Below are 16,359 nucleotides of genomic sequence, written 5' to 3' on the forward strand. Positions count from 1 at the left end.
TTGAGGAAATTGTTGTGATTAAAAACGGCCGTGTTCTTCTTGGCGTTAATATCGATCATATAGCCACTTTGCGGCAGGCTCGTGGTACCCGTTACCCTGACCCGGTACAGGCTGCTTTTGTGGCTGAGCAGGCCGGTGCCGATGGTATTACCATTCATCCCCGTGAAGACCGTCGTCATATCCAGACCCGCGATGTGTACGTCTTGAAAGAAACTCTGACTACGCGCATGAATCTGGAAATGGCCGTTACCGAAGCCATGTTGCAACTGGCAGAAGAAGTAGAGCCGGAATGTGTTTGTCTTGTGCCAGAAAAGAGAGAAGAACTGACCACGGAAGGTGGCCTGGATGTGGTGGGGCAAGAAGACCAAATCCGGAAAGCCGTGGCCCGTTTGCAACAGGTCGGCAGTGTGGTGTCCTTGTTTATCGACCCGGATACCGCCCAGATTGACGCTGCGGTTCGCACAGGAGCCCCTGTGATTGAGTTGCACACCGGTCGTTATGCCGATGCCTCTGCCGCGGTGGTTGATGAAGAGCTGCAGCGGATTCAGGAAGCGGCGCGTTATGCTCATGGCTGTGGATTGGTGGTTAATGCCGGACATGGCCTGAACTACCACAATGTGGAGCCAATCGCGGCTATTGCTGAAATCAATGAATTGAATATCGGCCATGGGATTGTTGCCCAGGCGCTGTTTGTTGGTATGGAACGAGCGGTTGCCGAGATGCGTAGCTTGTTGGCTGCTGCTTCAGCGTGATGCCAGACAGCCTGCCCGTTGGCGAGTCAGCGGTGGTTGGTGTCGGCACGGATATCCTTCAGGTGGAGCGTATCGGGCTGGTCTTTCGCCGCAAGGGTGAGCGATTGGTGACGCGTATCCTGACGCCGGCGGAGCAGGCCTTGTGGCGACAACGTGGTGGCACGGTGAACTTCCTTGCCAAGCAGTTTGCCGCCAAGGAAGCCCTCGCCAAGGCGCTGGGTACCGGGATTGCCAAAGGAGTGGGGTTCCAGCAGCTGGAGGTGTTGCGGAGCGCTGCAGGGGCGCCGCGCGTGTCACTCTACGGCGCGGCCGCCGACCGCTTGCAACAGCTGGGAGGCAAACAGGCCTGGGTCAGCTTGTCGGATGAGGAAGCGCTGGTATTGGCATTTGCGGTGCTGTCCCGTTAATCCAGACAGTGGGTTGGGGTTTCGGTGATTTAATCCCGGTTACTGTTACTGAGGTCGCTGCGCCAGTCGTGCTGATCTGCCCATTGTTGCAGTTTTTCAGCGCTTTCAATCATCGCTCGCAACCGTCCTGGCAAGTGACTGTGTTGTTTGCATTTGAGTGCTGTCTCAAGCGCATCAAGATCATGTCGCAGGGCCGGTATGCCGCAATAACGTGAGGCGCCATGCAGACGGTGCACTGCCGCCTGCAAATCTTCCAGTGCTTCTTCTTCCCACAGTGTGCGGATGTTCATGATCTCTTTGGGTAATGATGTCAGTAGCATTTCCATCATGTCACACGCCAGGCCAGGTTTGCCGCTGGCACAGCGCAAGGCCAGCTCCAGCGAAAACAGACAGGGCTGATCGGTTTGCTCACCTTGCTGTCGGTTATCGGCGCTTGTTTCTGCCGCTGTTTGCATCGGCTCCGTCGGTGGCATATACCCTGTCCAGCGATGAATGCACTGCACCAGCTGATCCATGGAGATCGGTTTGGTTTGATAGTCGTTCATACCATTATTGAGCAGTTGCTGGCGTTCATCGGCCATGGCGTGAGCGGTGAGGGCAATGACAGGAATACTTTGTTTGTTTGGTAACAAACGAATTTTGCGGGTGGCTTCCAGGCCATTCATCCCCGGCATCTGAATATCCATAAACACAAGATCAATAGATTGCTGCTGGATAATCTGGATGGCCTCCTGGCCAGAGGAGGCACCATAAGTGGGTAAGCCAAGCTCTCTCAGTAGTGTGACCACCAAACGTAAATTGGCTTCATTATCGTCGACTGCCAGCACGTGTGGAGGTAGGCCACTGGCCTGGTTGAGTTGATGCAGGGCCGTGGAGGGTTCGTCCTCGACGGACTCACCCTTCAGGATGCTGGCCAGTAGCGCGTGCAGTTTGCGGCTGCTGAATGGCCGGGTCATACAGGCGAATGCACCAATGCGGCGGAACTGATCTTGCTGGTCGTGATCGAGGCTGTCTATCAGGGTAATAATCGGAACATCATAGGGCAGCAGTTGCCGGGTAATTTGCTGGTATAAATTGTTGTTCAGGTGATCATGATCGACGGTGATAATAATGACATCCGGTCGATTGCCTTGAGCCTGTAGCCGTTGCTCCAGTTCCGGGATGGAGGAGCAGGGAGTACCAACCAGTTGCCATTCCTTGAGCAAAATACACAGGTTACGGTTACTACCCGGATGTTCATCCAGTACCGCGATCTGGCCCGGTTTCAGGCTGCACAGCGGTGGCGGCGGGTTCTGGTCGATATCCGCACTGACGTAAAAACTGAACTCGGACCCCTCGCCTGGTTTGCTACTGACACTGATATCACCGTGCATGGACTGCACCAACGCGCGTGAGATAATCAGCCCCAGCCCGGTGCCGCCAAACTGGCGGGCGGTACTGGCATCGGCCTGGCTAAAAGCACTGAACAAGCGTTTCTGCTGCTCCGCTGACATGCCGATACCGGTATCCTTGATGGTAATACTGATGTTGGCCTGACTGTCGCGCACATTAATCAGACTGATATCAACGGCGACTGAGCCGGACGGGGTGAACTTGATGGCGTTCCCTACCAGATTGGTCAGCACCTGCTTCAGGCGTAATTCATCGCTGAGCAGTTGGCAGGGGACGTCGTCCGCAATCGAGAGAGACAGTGCCAGCCGTTTGTTGATGGCGTCCGGCGTCAGGGCAATCAGTACATCCTCGGTGAGCTCCCTGAGGTTGACCGGATTGTGCTCGATGATCAACTTGCCTGCTTCGAGTTTGGAAAGGTCGAGAATATCGTTAATGATGCGCATCAGGTCATCGGATGATTTGCGCATCGTGTCGATATAATCACTTTGTCGTTCACTGAGGGTGGTGCGCTCCATCAGTTGTACGTAGCCTTTAATCCCTGTCAGCGGGGTACGTAGTTCATGGCTGACATTGGCAAGGAATTCGGATTTCAGGCGGCTGGCTGCTTGAGCCTCTTGCTGGTCGAGCTGTAACTGGCGGTTACGGATTTCAAGGTCATCCATGGTTTCCAGTATGTCGCGCGTTGCTTCTTCGATCTGGCGCTGCTGCTCGACCGCGTTCTGATGCAGACCGGCGGCAAGACTGTTGATCGCACTGGCCATCTCACCCATCTCGCCACCTTCTTCAACCCGCACCCTGACTTCATGTTTGCCTTCTTCCAGTGAGCGGATTGCTTGCAGGATGCTGGTAATGGGACGGGAAATCAGGCGGCTGATATAAGCTGCCGAGATAAAACCGCAGATCAGCGCAAACAGAATAATCAGTATTGAGGAGGCGGCGTAATGGTAGCGCTGCAGGCGAGTGTTGTTGGATGATAATTCCAGCTCTGCCCATCCCAGTAACTTGGGTTCGGCCACCTGCTCGGCAAAAAACTGGGTGGATACCTGATCCGAAATAACCAGATTCTGTGCCAGTACCGGAGTGCGTACCCGTACCGACTCGCTGGTATGCATCAGATGTAATTGACCGCGCTTCAGTGTGGAATCGGATAGCTGGTGGCTGATCATTCGCGGCCCAGCGTGGGCCATCAATTCCATATCCTGGTTATAGATACTGACGGAACGAACGTCGGGCTCTTCCAGCATGTTATTGGCAATATTTTGCAGAATGGCCACATTGCCAATGGTGACGCCATATTCGCAAACCGGCGCCAGCTGTTTGGCCATGGCCAGTGCGCGTTGATCGAGCAAATCATTGAGGTCGCGGAAACGCTGGCTGATAAAATAACCGCCAAGAGTGACAGAGGCGATCAGGACAGGCACCAGCCCCATTAATAACGCGCGCTTTTGAATCTTCCAGGTTTTCATGGTGTTCGCCAGACAACCTGAACCAGCAGGTCGATAAATGAACCTGAAGAGTACTGAGTAATAGCGCTATACGCAATCTTCGAACATCTGTCTGGCGCAGGTTGACGGTAATCACAATGGCTACTTGCATTGGTGCGAAGACAAGTGAGGGCTATATGGAAATCAGTAATTGTTATTAACGAATTATTCAGCCAACACGTACTATATCGCGTATTTGGTTATATGAATAACAGGCAAGGTGACGACGGTGATAAACCAATCCGATTGTAACTACCCAACCATTGCAGATTGCATTGGTCATACGCCGTTGGTACGGCTGCAGCGTATGGGGATCAACAGCAAGGGTAATCAGATACTACTGAAGCTGGAAGGTAATAACCCGGCCGGTTCGGTTAAAGACCGGCCAGCACTGTCGATGATCCGGTTGGCTGAGCAGCAGGGTAATATCCAGCCTGGAGATACACTGATTGAAGCGACCAGCGGTAATACTGGCATTGCGCTGGCGATGGCCGCGGCAATGATGGGGTATCGCATCATTCTTATCATGCCAGACACCAGTACCATGGAGCGGCGCTGGGCCATGCAAGCCTATGGGGCGGAACTGATCCTGGTCAGTAATGGGATGGAAGGCGCTCGTGATCTGGCCCTGGCGATGGAGGCCGAAGGTCAAGGCAAGGTGCTGAACCAGTTTGGCAACCTGGCCAACCCGGAGGCGCATTATGTCGGTACGGGGCCGGAAATCTGGCAGCAGACTGGTGGGCGAGTCACTCATTTTGTCAGCTCGATGGGAACAACCGGTACCATCATGGGCATCTCGCGCTACCTCAAGGAGCAAAACCCGAATGTATGTGTTGTCGGTTTGCAGCCGGCAGATAACGCCTCCATCCCGGGAATCCGGCGTTGGCCGGAAGAGTATTTGCCTACCATTTTTGAGCGGCAGCGGGTCGATCAAATCCTTGATATCGGCCAGCAAGAGGCTGAAAACACCATGCGACAATTGGCCCGGGAAGAAGGCATTTTTTGTGGCGTGTCGTCCGGTGGTGCGGTATACGCCGCGTTGCAGTTGGCGTTACAGCTAGAGGATGCCACGATTGTAGCGATCGTCTGTGACCGGGGTGATCGTTATTTGTCGTCCGGGATTTTTGCGCCCGAGCAGGAATAAACCCGGAAATAGCCACCAATCCGGTCGTGACAGGGCTTCAGGGTTGCAATCCCGCTGAGAGTACCAATACTGTGCGCCGTTACCGCCAGCGGAGCTATATCCAGCTGGCATTTGCTCAGGAGATACGGGTGGCTACGGCAAAAACCTTGCAGCTGAATATAGATAACATGACATCGGATGGACAAGGGGTCGCACGCCTTGGTCGCGATGTCTATTTTGTACCGGGCGCCTTGCCTGGAGAACAGGTGACTGCCCGCCTGGATGGTCGCCGCAAAAAAGTCTGGATGACCAAGCTGACCACGATCGACACCATGTCCCCCGACCGGGTGACACCAGCTTGCCCACACTACCAGCGTTGTGGTGGCTGCGACTTGCAGCATCTGTCATACCCCGCCCAGGTTACTTTCAAGCAGCAACGTGTTGAGCGCGAGTTCAGTCGACAGGGCCTGATCGTGCCCGAATGGACCACACCGATTACCGCGGAACCGTGGGGCTATCGACGCAAGGCCCGCCTGGGCGTGCGTTTCAGTAAAAACAAGCAGCGTAACTTTCTTGGCTTTCGTGAAGCCGCTTCCGAACATCTGACCAATATTGATCGTTGCCCAGTGTTACCAGCCTTACCGGCATTGGATTGGAGTCGTTGGCGTGAGTGTATTTCGACCTTGCAAGGCCGGGATCATATTACCCAGATTGAAGTGGTGGCGGCAGATAGCGCGCTGGCACTGGTGTTCCGCATCCTCAAGCCGCTGTCATTGGCTGACCAGAAAATCTTGTGTGCCCAGGCCGAAGCCTTGACGGGGGATTCGTTATTACAGCTATGGCTGAATCCGGGGCGTGATGAGCCATCGGTGTGCATTTTTCCCGACCAGCCGGTCGATCTGGTTCATTTTGTCGATGAGCAGCCATTAAAAATGCAACTGAGCGACTTTTTTCAGGTCAATGGCCCGGTTAATCGGGCAATGGTGCAACAGGCTTTGGACTGGCTGCAGCCCCAATCTGAGGACGTCATCTGGGATTTGTTTGCCGGACACGGCAATTTCAGTATGCCGCTGGCGCGGCGTAGCCAACAGGTCTGTGCTGTCGAGGTGCAAGAGAGCATGATTGGCAGTTTGCAGCGTCAGGCAGAGTCTCTGGCGCTGTCTTTGCATGCGATTGAAGCCGATTTATCAAATACTGGCGTGCTGGCTCACCTGCCGGCCCCCGACAAAGTGCTGCTGGATCCGCCACGAGCAGGTGCGGCAGCCCTTATGCAAGAATTGAACACCCGTCAGGTATCGCAGGTACTTTACGTGTCTTGTGACGCTGCGACCCTTGCGCGGGACTTGAGTACGCTGGTGGCTGGTGGCTACCAGATAGAAAAGGCAGGAATTATGGATATGTTTCCCCAGACGCATCATGTCGAAACCATGGTGCTGCTCCGCTATAAGGACAAGCGTCGTGGTTAAGGTAAGAGAAGATCTTCCTCTTTGGCACGATGGTTCCCTGGACGCTGAACGCTGGTTGGAGCGGGCCGCCCAGAGATATGAAATCCGCGATCCTGATGTGTTGTTAAAAGCACTGCAGCTGGCCAAGCAGTTGTCCGATGAAGCCATTGCCAACCAGACCTACTGGTCGGTCGACAGTGTGCAAATGGGCATTGAAATGGCTCAACTGTTGATGGATCTGCGACTGGACACCGAATCGCTGGTGGCAGCTATTCTGTACCGTGCGGTACGGGAAGGGCGCTTGTCGCTGCCACGCGTCGAACGTGACTTTGGTGGCACGGTGGCCAAGTTGATTGAAGGCGTGCTGCGCATGGCCGCCATCAGTGCCATTCAGAACTCAACCGATGATGTGGTGCTGGGCCAGCGTGAAGCCCAGGTTGATAACCTGCGCAAAATGCTGGTGGCCATGATTGATGATGTCCGGGTGGCACTGATCAAACTGGCAGAACGCACCTCGGCCATCCGTGCCGTCAAGGATGCACCACCGGACCGGCGTCAGAAAGTGGCCGAAGAAGTGTTTAATATTTATGCGCCACTGGCTCACCGGTTAGGGATTGGTCATCTTAAATGGGAGCTGGAAGACCTGGCGTTTCGTTATCTGCAGCCGGACTCCTATAAACAGATTGCCAGTTTGCTGGATGAAAAACGGATTGCCCGGCAAGACTATATTGAAGATGTCGTGCAGCGCCTGCGGGAAGAATTACTGGATTACGGTATCCGTTGTGATGTGTATGGCCGGGTCAAGCACATCTACAGTATCTGGCGCAAAATGAGCCGCAAGAATCTCGACTTCTCGCAGATCTATGACATTCGGGCTGTCCGGATTCTGGTACCGGAACGACGCGACTGTTACGCCGCTCTCGGCACAGTGCATACGCTCTGGCGTCATATTCCCAATGAATTTGATGACTACATCGCCAACCCGAAAGAAAACGGCTATCGCTCTTTGCATACGGCGGTGATTGGTCCGGAAGGCAAGATTCTGGAAGTGCAGATTCGTACTCATGAAATGCACGAAGACGCCGAGCTGGGAGTCTGCGCCCACTGGCTATACAAGGGCACGGACACCAACGGCAAGGATAACGGCTACGAACAGAAAATTACCTGGCTGCGTCAGGTACTGGAATGGCACGAAGAACTGGATGATCTGCCCGAGCTGGCTCAGGCCTTGCGCAGTGATATCAACCCGGACCGTATCTACGTGTTTACGCCGAGTGGCCATGTGGTGGATTTACCGCCCAATGCGACCCCGGTGGATTTTGCCTATCGGGTACATACCGAAGTGGGTAACAAGTGTCGTGGTGCCAAGGTCAACGGCCGGATTGTGCCCCTGACCTACACCCTTAAAACCGGTGAGCAGATCGAGATTCTGACCCATCCCGACGCCAACCCCAGCCGTGACTGGCTGTATGTCGAATCCGGCTATATCCACACCAACAGAGCCAGAGCCAAGGTGGCGCACTGGTTCAAGTTGCAGGCCAGGGATCAGAACATCGAAGAAGGCCGTGCGCTGGTGTTACGGGAACTGGATCGCATGGATCTGGCGCAAGAGCCACTGCATGACATCGCCCAGAAAATGAACATGAAATCGATAGATGACATGTTTGCCGCCGTGGGTGCCGGTGATATGCGTGTTGGCCAAATAGTGAACGCTGTCTTGCGGCAGACCGATGCAGGCCAGTCACAGCAAGAATTACCCCTTATCCGCAAAGCATTGGAAGCAACCGTCAAACCGGGTAAGGATGATATTTACATCGAAGGCGTTGGCAATCTGCTGACCCAGATGGCGCAGTGTTGCCAGCCGCTGCCCGGTGATGATATCCGGGGCTACGTTACCATGGGGCGAGGAGTGACCGTGCATCGCAGCGATTGTGAAAACCTGCTGCATCTGGAAGCAATCGAACCCAGCCGAGTGCTGCAAGTTACCTGGGGCGTCAAACCGACCCGCACCTATCCGGTCGAGTTATCGATCCTGGCGTATGACCGTACGGGTCTGCTACGGGACGTCAGTGCGGTGTTGGCCAATGAACGGGTCAACGTCGTCGGTGTTACCACCCAGTCAAACCAGGGAGACAATACCGCCAGCATGCAGCTGATGGTCGAGGTTGAAAGTCTGGAAAATCTGGGTCGCCTGATGAACAAGGTTGAACAACTGCCCAATATTATGTCAGCGCGGCGTATTCGCGGAGAGAAATCCTGATGTATCAACTGGAAGACCTGGTCACCCTGATGGCCCGTTTGCGTCACCCGCAAACCGGCTGTCCCTGGGATCTGCAACAGGATTTCGCCAGTATTGTGCCGCACACACTGGAAGAAGCCTACGAAGTAGCCGATGCCATTGAACGTCAGGACTGGCCACACCTTGAAGAAGAGCTGGGTGATTTGCTGTTTCAGGTGATTTTTTACGGGCAGTTAGGGGTTGAAAAACAGTATTTTTCCCTTGCTAGCATTATCGACCGCCTGGTGGCCAAACTGATCCGTCGCCATCCCCATGTGTTTCCTGAAGGGACCCTGGAGAGTGAACGGGAGGCTGGGCTTGCTCCACAGGAAGTGGATATCAGCCGTCAATGGGAAGCCATTAAAACAGCCGAGAAAGCAGCCAAATCACAACAGCCAGATCGATTGCTGGATTCGGTTCCGGCGAATCTGCCGGGGCTTACCCGGGCAGTCAAACTGCAGAAAAAAACCGCGACGGTCGGTTTTGACTGGCAAGACCCACAAGCGGTCATGGATAAAATCCGTGAAGAACTGGAAGAAGTAAGCGTGGAAGTGGAGGCCAATGATCGTCAGCGTCTGGAGTCTGAAATTGGCGACTTGCTGTTTGCGGTAACCAATCTGGCGCGTCATTACCAAATTGACCCGGAAGTGGCCATTCGTGGTACCAACCAGCGTTTCAGTCAGCGTTTTGCCGTGGTTGAAGAACGGGCACTGGCGTCTGGTGGCTGGCAGCAGGCCACACTCAGCGATATGGAAGCATCCTGGCAAATCGCCAAACAGCAGGAAAAACAACAGGCCGATTGACGCAGTCGCTTATCCGCCCTGTTGTTGATCTGCTATTGTCCCGGGGTTTGTTTTTAATGCTGGCCGGGATCCATCCTGGCCAGATGTTTACGGCTTAACGCCAGAAAGGTCGGTGTTGGGCCGATATCCTCATAGAGCGGAAATCCTTCTTCGTCCCGTGCAACAATCGTGTTGCCAGCGACATAAGGAAAACCGCTGGTCAGATCGTTTAATGCCGCCTGTACCAGGTCTGCCAGTAATCGCTCTCGCGACAGACCGGGAAACATATCCAGTAACGCCTCCACCCGGGCGGCATCCTTGATGTTGAGTGAAACGGGATAGTGGTGCTCAGCCACCGGGTCGCCATATTCCTGCTGCCAGTGAGCCATCAAAGCTGACGCTTTCATATTAATCTCCTTTCACAAGGTCCCTTTATTTTGGTATGAATTACAGGGATGGTTCAGAAAATTTATGGATATCACGGGGCAACCTGAGCAGCACAAGACCACTGCCAGCTCTGTCGCGTCACTATTGGACGTCAAACCGATCAGTCAGGAGGGAGCGTGATGAGCGAACTGGATCCACTATTACGAGACAAGGTAAAAATGCTTGGCACCATGCTGGGCAAGACCATTCAGGCCAGTCAGGGCAGTGATGTACTGGACTCGATTGAATCGATACGCCAGCAAGCCAAGCGAGCTCGCCAGGGGAACCCGGCAGAACGGGAGCAGTTGCTGCAAACCCTGAAAAACCTGCCTGAAAAAAACCTGCTGCCGGTTGTACGGGGATTTAACCAGTTTCTTAACCTCGCCAATATTGCCGACCAGCAACATGGCAGCAGCTGGCGTCGGGCCGGAGAGTTATCGCCCGGTCTGGATACCATGTTTCCGGATCTGCTCGAACGGCTTGAGGCCGCCGGGGTCAAGGCCGACGGCCTGAGTGAGCGTATCGCCGACCTCAATATTGAACTGGTATTAACGGCCCATCCTACCGAAATCACGCGTCGTACCCTGATTCAGAAATACGACACCATCACCAGTTTGCTACAGCAGCGTGATGATTTGCATGACCAGCATCCACTGCTGCAGGAACTGGATCAACGTCTGGCGAGATTGATCGAAGAAGTCTGGCATACCAATGAAATCCGCAAGACCCGGCCAACCGCCATTGATGAAGCCCGCTGGGGGTTTGCCGTGGTGGAAAACTCGCTTTGGGCAGCGGTGCCGAAAATGATGCGTGACCTCGACCAGCAGCTATTGGCACATGGTGGCAAGGTACTGCCGCTGGATTCTGCGCCGGTACGATTTGCTTCCTGGATGGGCGGTGATCGTGATGGCAACCCTAATGTAACGGCACCAGTAACACGGGAAGTACTCTACCTGGCGCGTTGGATGGCGGCCGACCTGTATTTACGCGACATCGATAAACTGGGGAACCAGCTGTCGATGATGGCAGCGTCAGAGGAGCTTTTGCAGGCCTTTCCACAAGACCCTGACGAACCTTACCGGGCCTGTTTGCACGTCTTGCGCTCGCGACTGGAAGATACCAAACAGTGGGCAACAGACTGCATTCAGCAGCAGGAAACCAGTGGTAATCCCCTGACCCGGGATGAAGAACTGCTGGAACCGTTAACCCTGTGTTACCGCAGCTTGCTCGAGAACGGCATGGAGACCATTGCCGATGGCCAGCTGCTCGATACCATTCGCCGTGTGGCTTGTTTCGGGGTCTCACTGGTGCGACTCGATGTACGGCAGGAGTCATCCCGTCATGCCGGAGTGATGCAGGCCATTTGCCAGTATTACGGCTGGGGTGATTACCTCAGTTGGAACGAAGACGAAAAACAGGCATTTTTACTGCGTGAGCTGGCTTCCCGGCGACCGCTGGTGCCCAAGCACTGGCAACCGTCCGCAGATGTGCAGGAGGTGCTGGATACTGTGGCAGTACTGGCAACCGAAGCCGGTGAAGGGGTGTCGTGCTACATTATCTCGATGGCCAGCGAGCCTTCGGATATCCTTGCCGTGATCCTGCTGCTACAAGACGCCGGCGTGCGGGCGCATTTTCCGGTGGTACCGCTGTTCGAAACCCTGGGCGACCTGCAACAGGCATCGTTACGCATGAGCAAGCTGTGGGCGGTGGACTGGTATCGCGACTATTGTCAGCACCGTCAGCAAGTGATGATTGGCTATTCGGATTCATCCAAGGATGCCGGTCAGCTGGCGGCGGTTTGGGCGCAGTATCAGGCTCAGGAAGCCTTGACCCGGACTGCCAGTGACGCCGGGATCTCTCTGACCTTGTTTCATGGCCGTGGTGGTACCGTTGGCCGCGGAGGTGGCCCGGCGCATCGGGCGATTCTGGCCCAGCCGCCGGGGTCTGTTGCCGGTGGCTTGCGGGTGACGGAACAGGGTGAAATGATTCGTTTCAAGTTTGGCCAGCCAGACGTTGCACGGCGTAACCTGAAGATCTATGTGTCGGCGGTATTGGAAGCCAATTTGCTGCCACCGGAGCCTGCGCGGGATGAATGGCGGGCACAAATGACCCGATTGGCCGAGCGAGGCGTGGCATCGTATCGGGCGATGGTGCGCGATACGCCGGAATTCGTACGCTACTTTCGTAGCGCCACACCGGAACCGGAGCTGGGAAAACTGGCTCTGGGCAGTCGTCCGGCCCGCCGTAAAGCCGGTGGCGGTATCGAAACCTTGCGGGCTATTCCCTGGATTTTTGCCTGGACCCAGATGCGGCTGATGCTACCGGCCTGGTTAGGGTCGGATGACGCATTGGATGACTGCCAACAACGGGGAGAGTTACCGGTTTTGCAGGGCATGTACCGGGATTGGCCTTTCTTTCGTACCTATATCGATATGCTGGAGATGGTCGTTTCCAAAGCCGACAGTGCAATCGCCGAGTATTATGAATCACGTCTGGTTGAGCCAGGCTTGCAGCCACTGGGAGAGCAACTGCGTCAGCGGCTGGATAACGTCAAGGCGCGGGTACTGGCCATCAATGGCCAGCAGGCATTGCTCGACAGTCAGCCGGTATTGCGTGATTCCATGACGGTACGTGATCCATATACCGACCCGTTACACTATTTGCAGGTGGAATTGTTATATCGTGAGCGGCGACATCCGGAAATGATCAATCCGGAAGTTGAGCAGGCATTGATGGTCACAATGGCCGGTATTGCTGCCGGTATGAGGAATACCGGTTAAGAATAAAGTATGGCCGGTTCGATGGATCACCAGATTGCCCGCCTCTGTTTTCGGAGCAAGAAACGGGGTTTTTTGACCAAGACAAGCGGGCCAGATTGATTGATTATATACGACCTGGGGATAGCACCTCAGGTCGTAATACGCCGCGTTAAAATGATAACAATCAATGCGGTATACCAAAGTCGGGCGTTACTCCCACAGGATTTTGGTCACAATAAGTTGAGATCAGACCTGTGCCAGAGTAAGGTTACAGCTATTTTTTGGCTGGTTAAAAAATAACCATAAATTAACCAGATGGATCCAAACCAATCTAACAACGAGGGGAAGCGCATGCGCGTAATTCTTTTGGGCGCACCAGGTGCCGGCAAAGGCACTCAGGCCAAGTTCATTTGTGAAAAGTACGATATTCCACAAATTTCAACCGGTGACATGCTGCGTGCCGCAGTCAAGGCAGGTTCTGAGCTGGGCCTCAAGGTCAAGGAAATCATGGAGACCGGTGGTCTGGTTTCGGATGAAATCATTATCGGTCTGGTCAAGGAACGTATTACTCAGGAAGACTGTGTTAACGGTTTTCTGTTTGATGGATTTCCTCGCACTATTCCTCAAGCGGAAGCCATGCTGGAAGCTGGCGTGGTGATCGATCATGTCGTTGAAATCGATGTTGATGATGAAGAAATCGTCAAACGTCTGAGTGGCCGTCGTGTGCACCCAGGCTCTGGCCGTGTCTACCACGTAATCTACAATGCGCCAAAAGTGGCCGGTAAAGACGATGAAACCGGTGAAGATCTGGTACAACGTGACGACGACCAGGAAGTGACCATTCGCAAACGTTTGTCTATTTACCACGAACAAACCGAGCCGCTGGTTGCTTTCTACAAGCAACTGGAAGCCAAGCAGGATGCCAGCTCACCCAAGTACAGCCATATTCCGGGTGTAGGCTCCATGCAAGACATTACCAATACCGTGATGTCTGCGCTGGGTTAACCACCTGCCAGCCATAAAAAAAGCTCCTTCGGGGGCTTTTTTTATGGCTGCTGTTTATGCGCCGTATTTATGTCCGGTGTTTTGCCAGCGCGTCGGATTGGCTCTGCTATACTGCGCGCTTTTTACGAGAGGGCAGGGTTTGGAATGGCCAATTTGCTGATTGTTGATGCCTCGTCGGCATTATGTTCCGTCAGTCTGATTTCCGCCGCAGGTGTCCAGGATCTGACCGAAAGACAGCCCCGCCGCCATGCCCAGCGCTTGTTGCCGATGATCGATGAGGTGCTGGTAGCTGCCGCAGTGGACAAGTCAGCGCTGGATGGTTTGGCGTTTAGCCGTGGTCCGGGTTCGTTTACCGGTATTCGTATTGCCGTCAGTGTGATTCAAGGGATTGCCCTGGGTTTGAATGTGCCGGTATACGGTTTTTCTACCCTGCAACTGTTGGCGCAACAGGCGCTGACGCAGACAACAGCAGGCCGGGTGGTAACTGTGCTGGATGCTCATATGGGTGAAGTATTCTGGGCTGTGTACGAGCGTAATGGGCCGCTTTGTCGGCTGCTGGGTACTGAGCAAGTCAGTCAGCCCCGACACTGTGTCGAACAGTTGCAGGCGTTGCTACAGACCCGGCAGCTTGATCCGAATGACTGTGTGATGGCTGGCAATGGCGTATCGCTGCTGGCTGCGCTGGATGATAACCCGGTCGCGCTAGCGCTGATCGAAGGGATTGAGCCTTTGAGCCACTACGCCGCAGATCAGGTCATGGCTGCCTGGCAGCAAGGGGAATTTGCTGGCATCGAGGATTTCCCCCCCGTATATTTGCGCGATTCCGTCGCATGGAAAAAACTGGACGAGCAACCAAGCCTGCTCAAACGCTGAGGAACCAATCGTGGGAATTTTTGAAACTGTTGTCTTGGCAATTCTGCAAGGGATTACCGAGTTTTTACCGATCTCCAGCTCGGCTCACCTGATTTTACCCTCACAGGTGTTCGGTTGGCCGGATCAGGGACTGGCGTTTGATGTCGCGGTGCATTTTGGCACCTTGCTGGCGGTTGTCTGGTATTTCCGCAATGAGCTGCAACGCATGATTGTCGGTTGGGTCACGACTGGGTTTAGCCGCACCCCCAATGAAGATGGTCGCTTGTCCTGGATGGTGGCGATTGCCACGGTACCGGCGGTGATTGTTGGCTTGCTGGGTGAGAGTTTTATTGAAGCCAACCTGCGCTCGACCATGGTGATTGCAACCACGACAATCCTCTTTGGTGTGGTACTGGGGCTGTCGGACCGCTGTCAGTCACGCCGTCATAGCCTGGTCGAGATGACCGTTGCCCTGGCTCTGATTATCGGGGTGGCTCAGGCGCTGGCACTGATTCCAGGGACTTCGCGTTCTGGTATCACCATGACAGCGGCGCTGTTTTTGGGTTTTCATCGCCTGGATGCGGCCCGTTTTTCCTTCCTGTTGTCGGTCCCGCTGATTTTGGCAGCATCCGGCCTCAAAGTGGTGGAGCTGATTCAGGCTGCCGATGGAGTGGACTGGTTTAGCCTGTTGCTGGGGATGGCGGTGTCGGGCATCAGCGCCTGGGCGGGGATTCACTACTTCCTGCAGCTGGTCGACAAGCTGGGTATGCTGCCGTTTGTGATTTACCGCTTGTTGCTGGGTGCGATGCTGTTTCTGTTTTTTGTCTGAGTGGCAGCACCATGGCTGAGTTGATTTGTTTGGCGCCAGAGTATGCGGCTGAAGCAGCGGTCTGGTCTGAACGTTATGGCCTGACGGCGGCCACTGTGGAGCGGCTGCAGCAGCCCGGTTTTCATTTGTGTCTGGGGGGCGATGGCTTGTCGCTGCGGGAAGGTGCAGGCGGCAAGGCGGTGGTGCGAGTTGATTTTGCGGCCGGTGCTACGGCGCATCGTCGCCGTTTTGGTGGCGGGCTGGGTCAGGATATCGCCAAAGCGGTTGGCGTTTCCGGGGCTTATCAGCCAAGTGTTATCGATGCAACCGCCGGCTTGGGACGCGACAGCTTTGTGCTGGCAACACTGGGCTGCCAGGTGGTTGCCCATGAACGGCAACCGGTCGTGGCGGCCTTGCTGGACGATGGGTTGATACGTGGTCGACAAGATGTTGAAGCCGGGGAAATTGTGCGCCGTATCCGTTTTTCGTTTGGCTCCAGCCATACGTTACTGATCCCGGAAGCGGATATGGCACGTCGGCCGGATGTGGTCTATCTCGACCCTATGTTTGGCGAGGATGCCAAGGGGTCGGCCCAGGTTAAAAAAGACATGCAGGCATTCCGGTCGCTGGTGGGTGGTGATGCGGATGCCGATGAGTTACTCGATGCTGCGTTACAAGCGGCGCGTTGCCGGGTGGTGGTAAAGCGGGGCCGCAAGGCGGCACCGCTGGCCAATCGTGCTCCTTCCTATGCCCTGACGGGCAAGTCCAATCGCTTCGATGTGTATGTGTTGGCGAAAGTGGCGCCATTGGCTGAGTAAGCTTCTGGCGCTTGTATATGATCGGTTT

General features: G+C 54.8%; 13 protein-coding genes. 11 read left to right on the plus strand and 2 right to left on the minus strand.

Features of this window, described 5'->3' with window-relative positions; all coding sequences use genetic code 11:
• Window positions 1–14 precede the first annotated feature (14 nt).
• Both pdxJ and acpS read left to right on the plus strand, forming a co-directional pair.
• Window positions 15–752, plus strand: coding sequence for a pyridoxine 5'-phosphate synthase (gene pdxJ, locus Q8W24_RS08645; RefSeq protein WP_305475051.1), 738 nt, complete (start codon window positions 15–17; stop codon window positions 750–752).
• On the plus strand, window positions 752–1,159 hold the full coding sequence (acpS, locus tag Q8W24_RS08650; protein ID WP_305475053.1) for a holo-ACP synthase: 408 nt from the start codon (window positions 752–754) through the stop codon (window positions 1,157–1,159). Before pdxJ ends, acpS begins: the two co-directional genes overlap by 1 nt.
• A gap of 29 nt (window positions 1,160–1,188) precedes the next feature.
• Here the strand turns inward: acpS and Q8W24_RS08655 are convergent, their stop codons facing one another.
• Window positions 1,189–4,017: a response regulator gene (locus Q8W24_RS08655; protein WP_303433393.1), complete on the minus strand. Its 2,829-nt coding sequence runs from the start codon at window positions 4,015–4,017 to the stop codon at window positions 1,189–1,191.
• A 250-nt stretch (window positions 4,018–4,267) separates the two neighbouring features.
• Between Q8W24_RS08655 and cysM the strand changes: the two genes are divergently transcribed.
• The 4 genes from cysM (at window position 4,268) to mazG (ending at window position 9,684) form a co-directional block, all read left to right on the plus strand.
• On the plus strand, window positions 4,268–5,179 hold the full coding sequence (gene cysM, locus Q8W24_RS08660; RefSeq protein ID WP_303433524.1) for a cysteine synthase CysM: 912 nt from the start codon (window positions 4,268–4,270) through the stop codon (window positions 5,177–5,179).
• A 128-nt stretch (window positions 5,180–5,307) separates the two neighbouring features.
• Window positions 5,308–6,624, plus strand: coding sequence for a 23S rRNA (uracil(1939)-C(5))-methyltransferase RlmD (gene rlmD, locus Q8W24_RS08665; RefSeq protein ID WP_303433392.1), 1,317 nt, complete (start codon window positions 5,308–5,310; stop codon window positions 6,622–6,624).
• Window positions 6,617–8,863: a GTP diphosphokinase gene (relA, locus tag Q8W24_RS08670; RefSeq protein ID WP_303433390.1), complete on the plus strand. Its 2,247-nt coding sequence runs from the start codon at window positions 6,617–6,619 to the stop codon at window positions 8,861–8,863. Before rlmD ends, relA begins: the two co-directional genes overlap by 8 nt.
• Window positions 8,863–9,684 (plus strand): nucleoside triphosphate pyrophosphohydrolase, encoded by an 822-nt coding sequence (mazG, locus tag Q8W24_RS08675; RefSeq protein ID WP_305475055.1) that lies wholly within the window; start codon window positions 8,863–8,865, stop codon window positions 9,682–9,684. The genes relA and mazG overlap by 1 nt, the downstream gene beginning before the upstream one ends.
• A 53-nt stretch (window positions 9,685–9,737) precedes the next feature.
• Here the strand turns inward: mazG and Q8W24_RS08680 are convergent, their stop codons facing one another.
• Window positions 9,738–10,070 carry a hypothetical protein gene (locus Q8W24_RS08680; protein WP_305415399.1) on the minus strand — a complete coding sequence of 111 codons (333 nt, stop codon included), beginning with the start codon at window positions 10,068–10,070 and terminating at the stop codon, window positions 9,738–9,740.
• A gap of 159 nt (window positions 10,071–10,229) precedes the next feature.
• Here Q8W24_RS08680 and ppc point away from each other — a divergent pair, with 159 nt between their 5' ends.
• The 5 genes from ppc to Q8W24_RS08705 all read left to right on the plus strand — a co-directional run bounded on the left by ppc (window position 10,230) and on the right by Q8W24_RS08705 (window position 16,331).
• Window positions 10,230–12,869, plus strand: a complete 2,640-nt coding sequence (gene ppc, locus Q8W24_RS08685; RefSeq protein ID WP_305415398.1) for a phosphoenolpyruvate carboxylase — start codon at window positions 10,230–10,232, stop codon at window positions 12,867–12,869.
• A 330-nt stretch (window positions 12,870–13,199) separates the two neighbouring features.
• Entirely contained in the window at window positions 13,200–13,853 is a 654-nt protein-coding gene (adk, locus tag Q8W24_RS08690) for an adenylate kinase (protein WP_303433384.1), read from the plus strand.
• A gap of 144 nt (window positions 13,854–13,997) precedes the next feature.
• The gene (tsaB, locus tag Q8W24_RS08695; RefSeq protein ID WP_303433382.1) at window positions 13,998–14,726 is read left to right on the plus strand and encodes a tRNA (adenosine(37)-N6)-threonylcarbamoyltransferase complex dimerization subunit type 1 TsaB; all 729 of its coding nucleotides are present in this window, start codon (window positions 13,998–14,000) and stop codon (window positions 14,724–14,726) included.
• A gap of 10 nt (window positions 14,727–14,736) precedes the next feature.
• Complete coding sequence (locus tag Q8W24_RS08700) at window positions 14,737–15,534, plus strand: undecaprenyl-diphosphate phosphatase (RefSeq protein ID WP_303433380.1); 798 nt, start codon at window positions 14,737–14,739, stop codon at window positions 15,532–15,534.
• An 11-nt stretch (window positions 15,535–15,545) separates the two neighbouring features.
• Window positions 15,546–16,331 carry a class I SAM-dependent methyltransferase gene (locus Q8W24_RS08705; RefSeq protein ID WP_305475056.1) on the plus strand — a complete coding sequence of 262 codons (786 nt, stop codon included), beginning with the start codon at window positions 15,546–15,548 and terminating at the stop codon, window positions 16,329–16,331.
• The last annotated feature ends 28 nt before the right edge of the window (window positions 16,332–16,359 follow it).

This window comes from Oceanobacter sp. 4_MG-2023 (assembly GCF_030689165.1).
Classification (GTDB): Bacteria; Pseudomonadota; Gammaproteobacteria; order Pseudomonadales; family Oceanobacteraceae; genus Oceanobacter.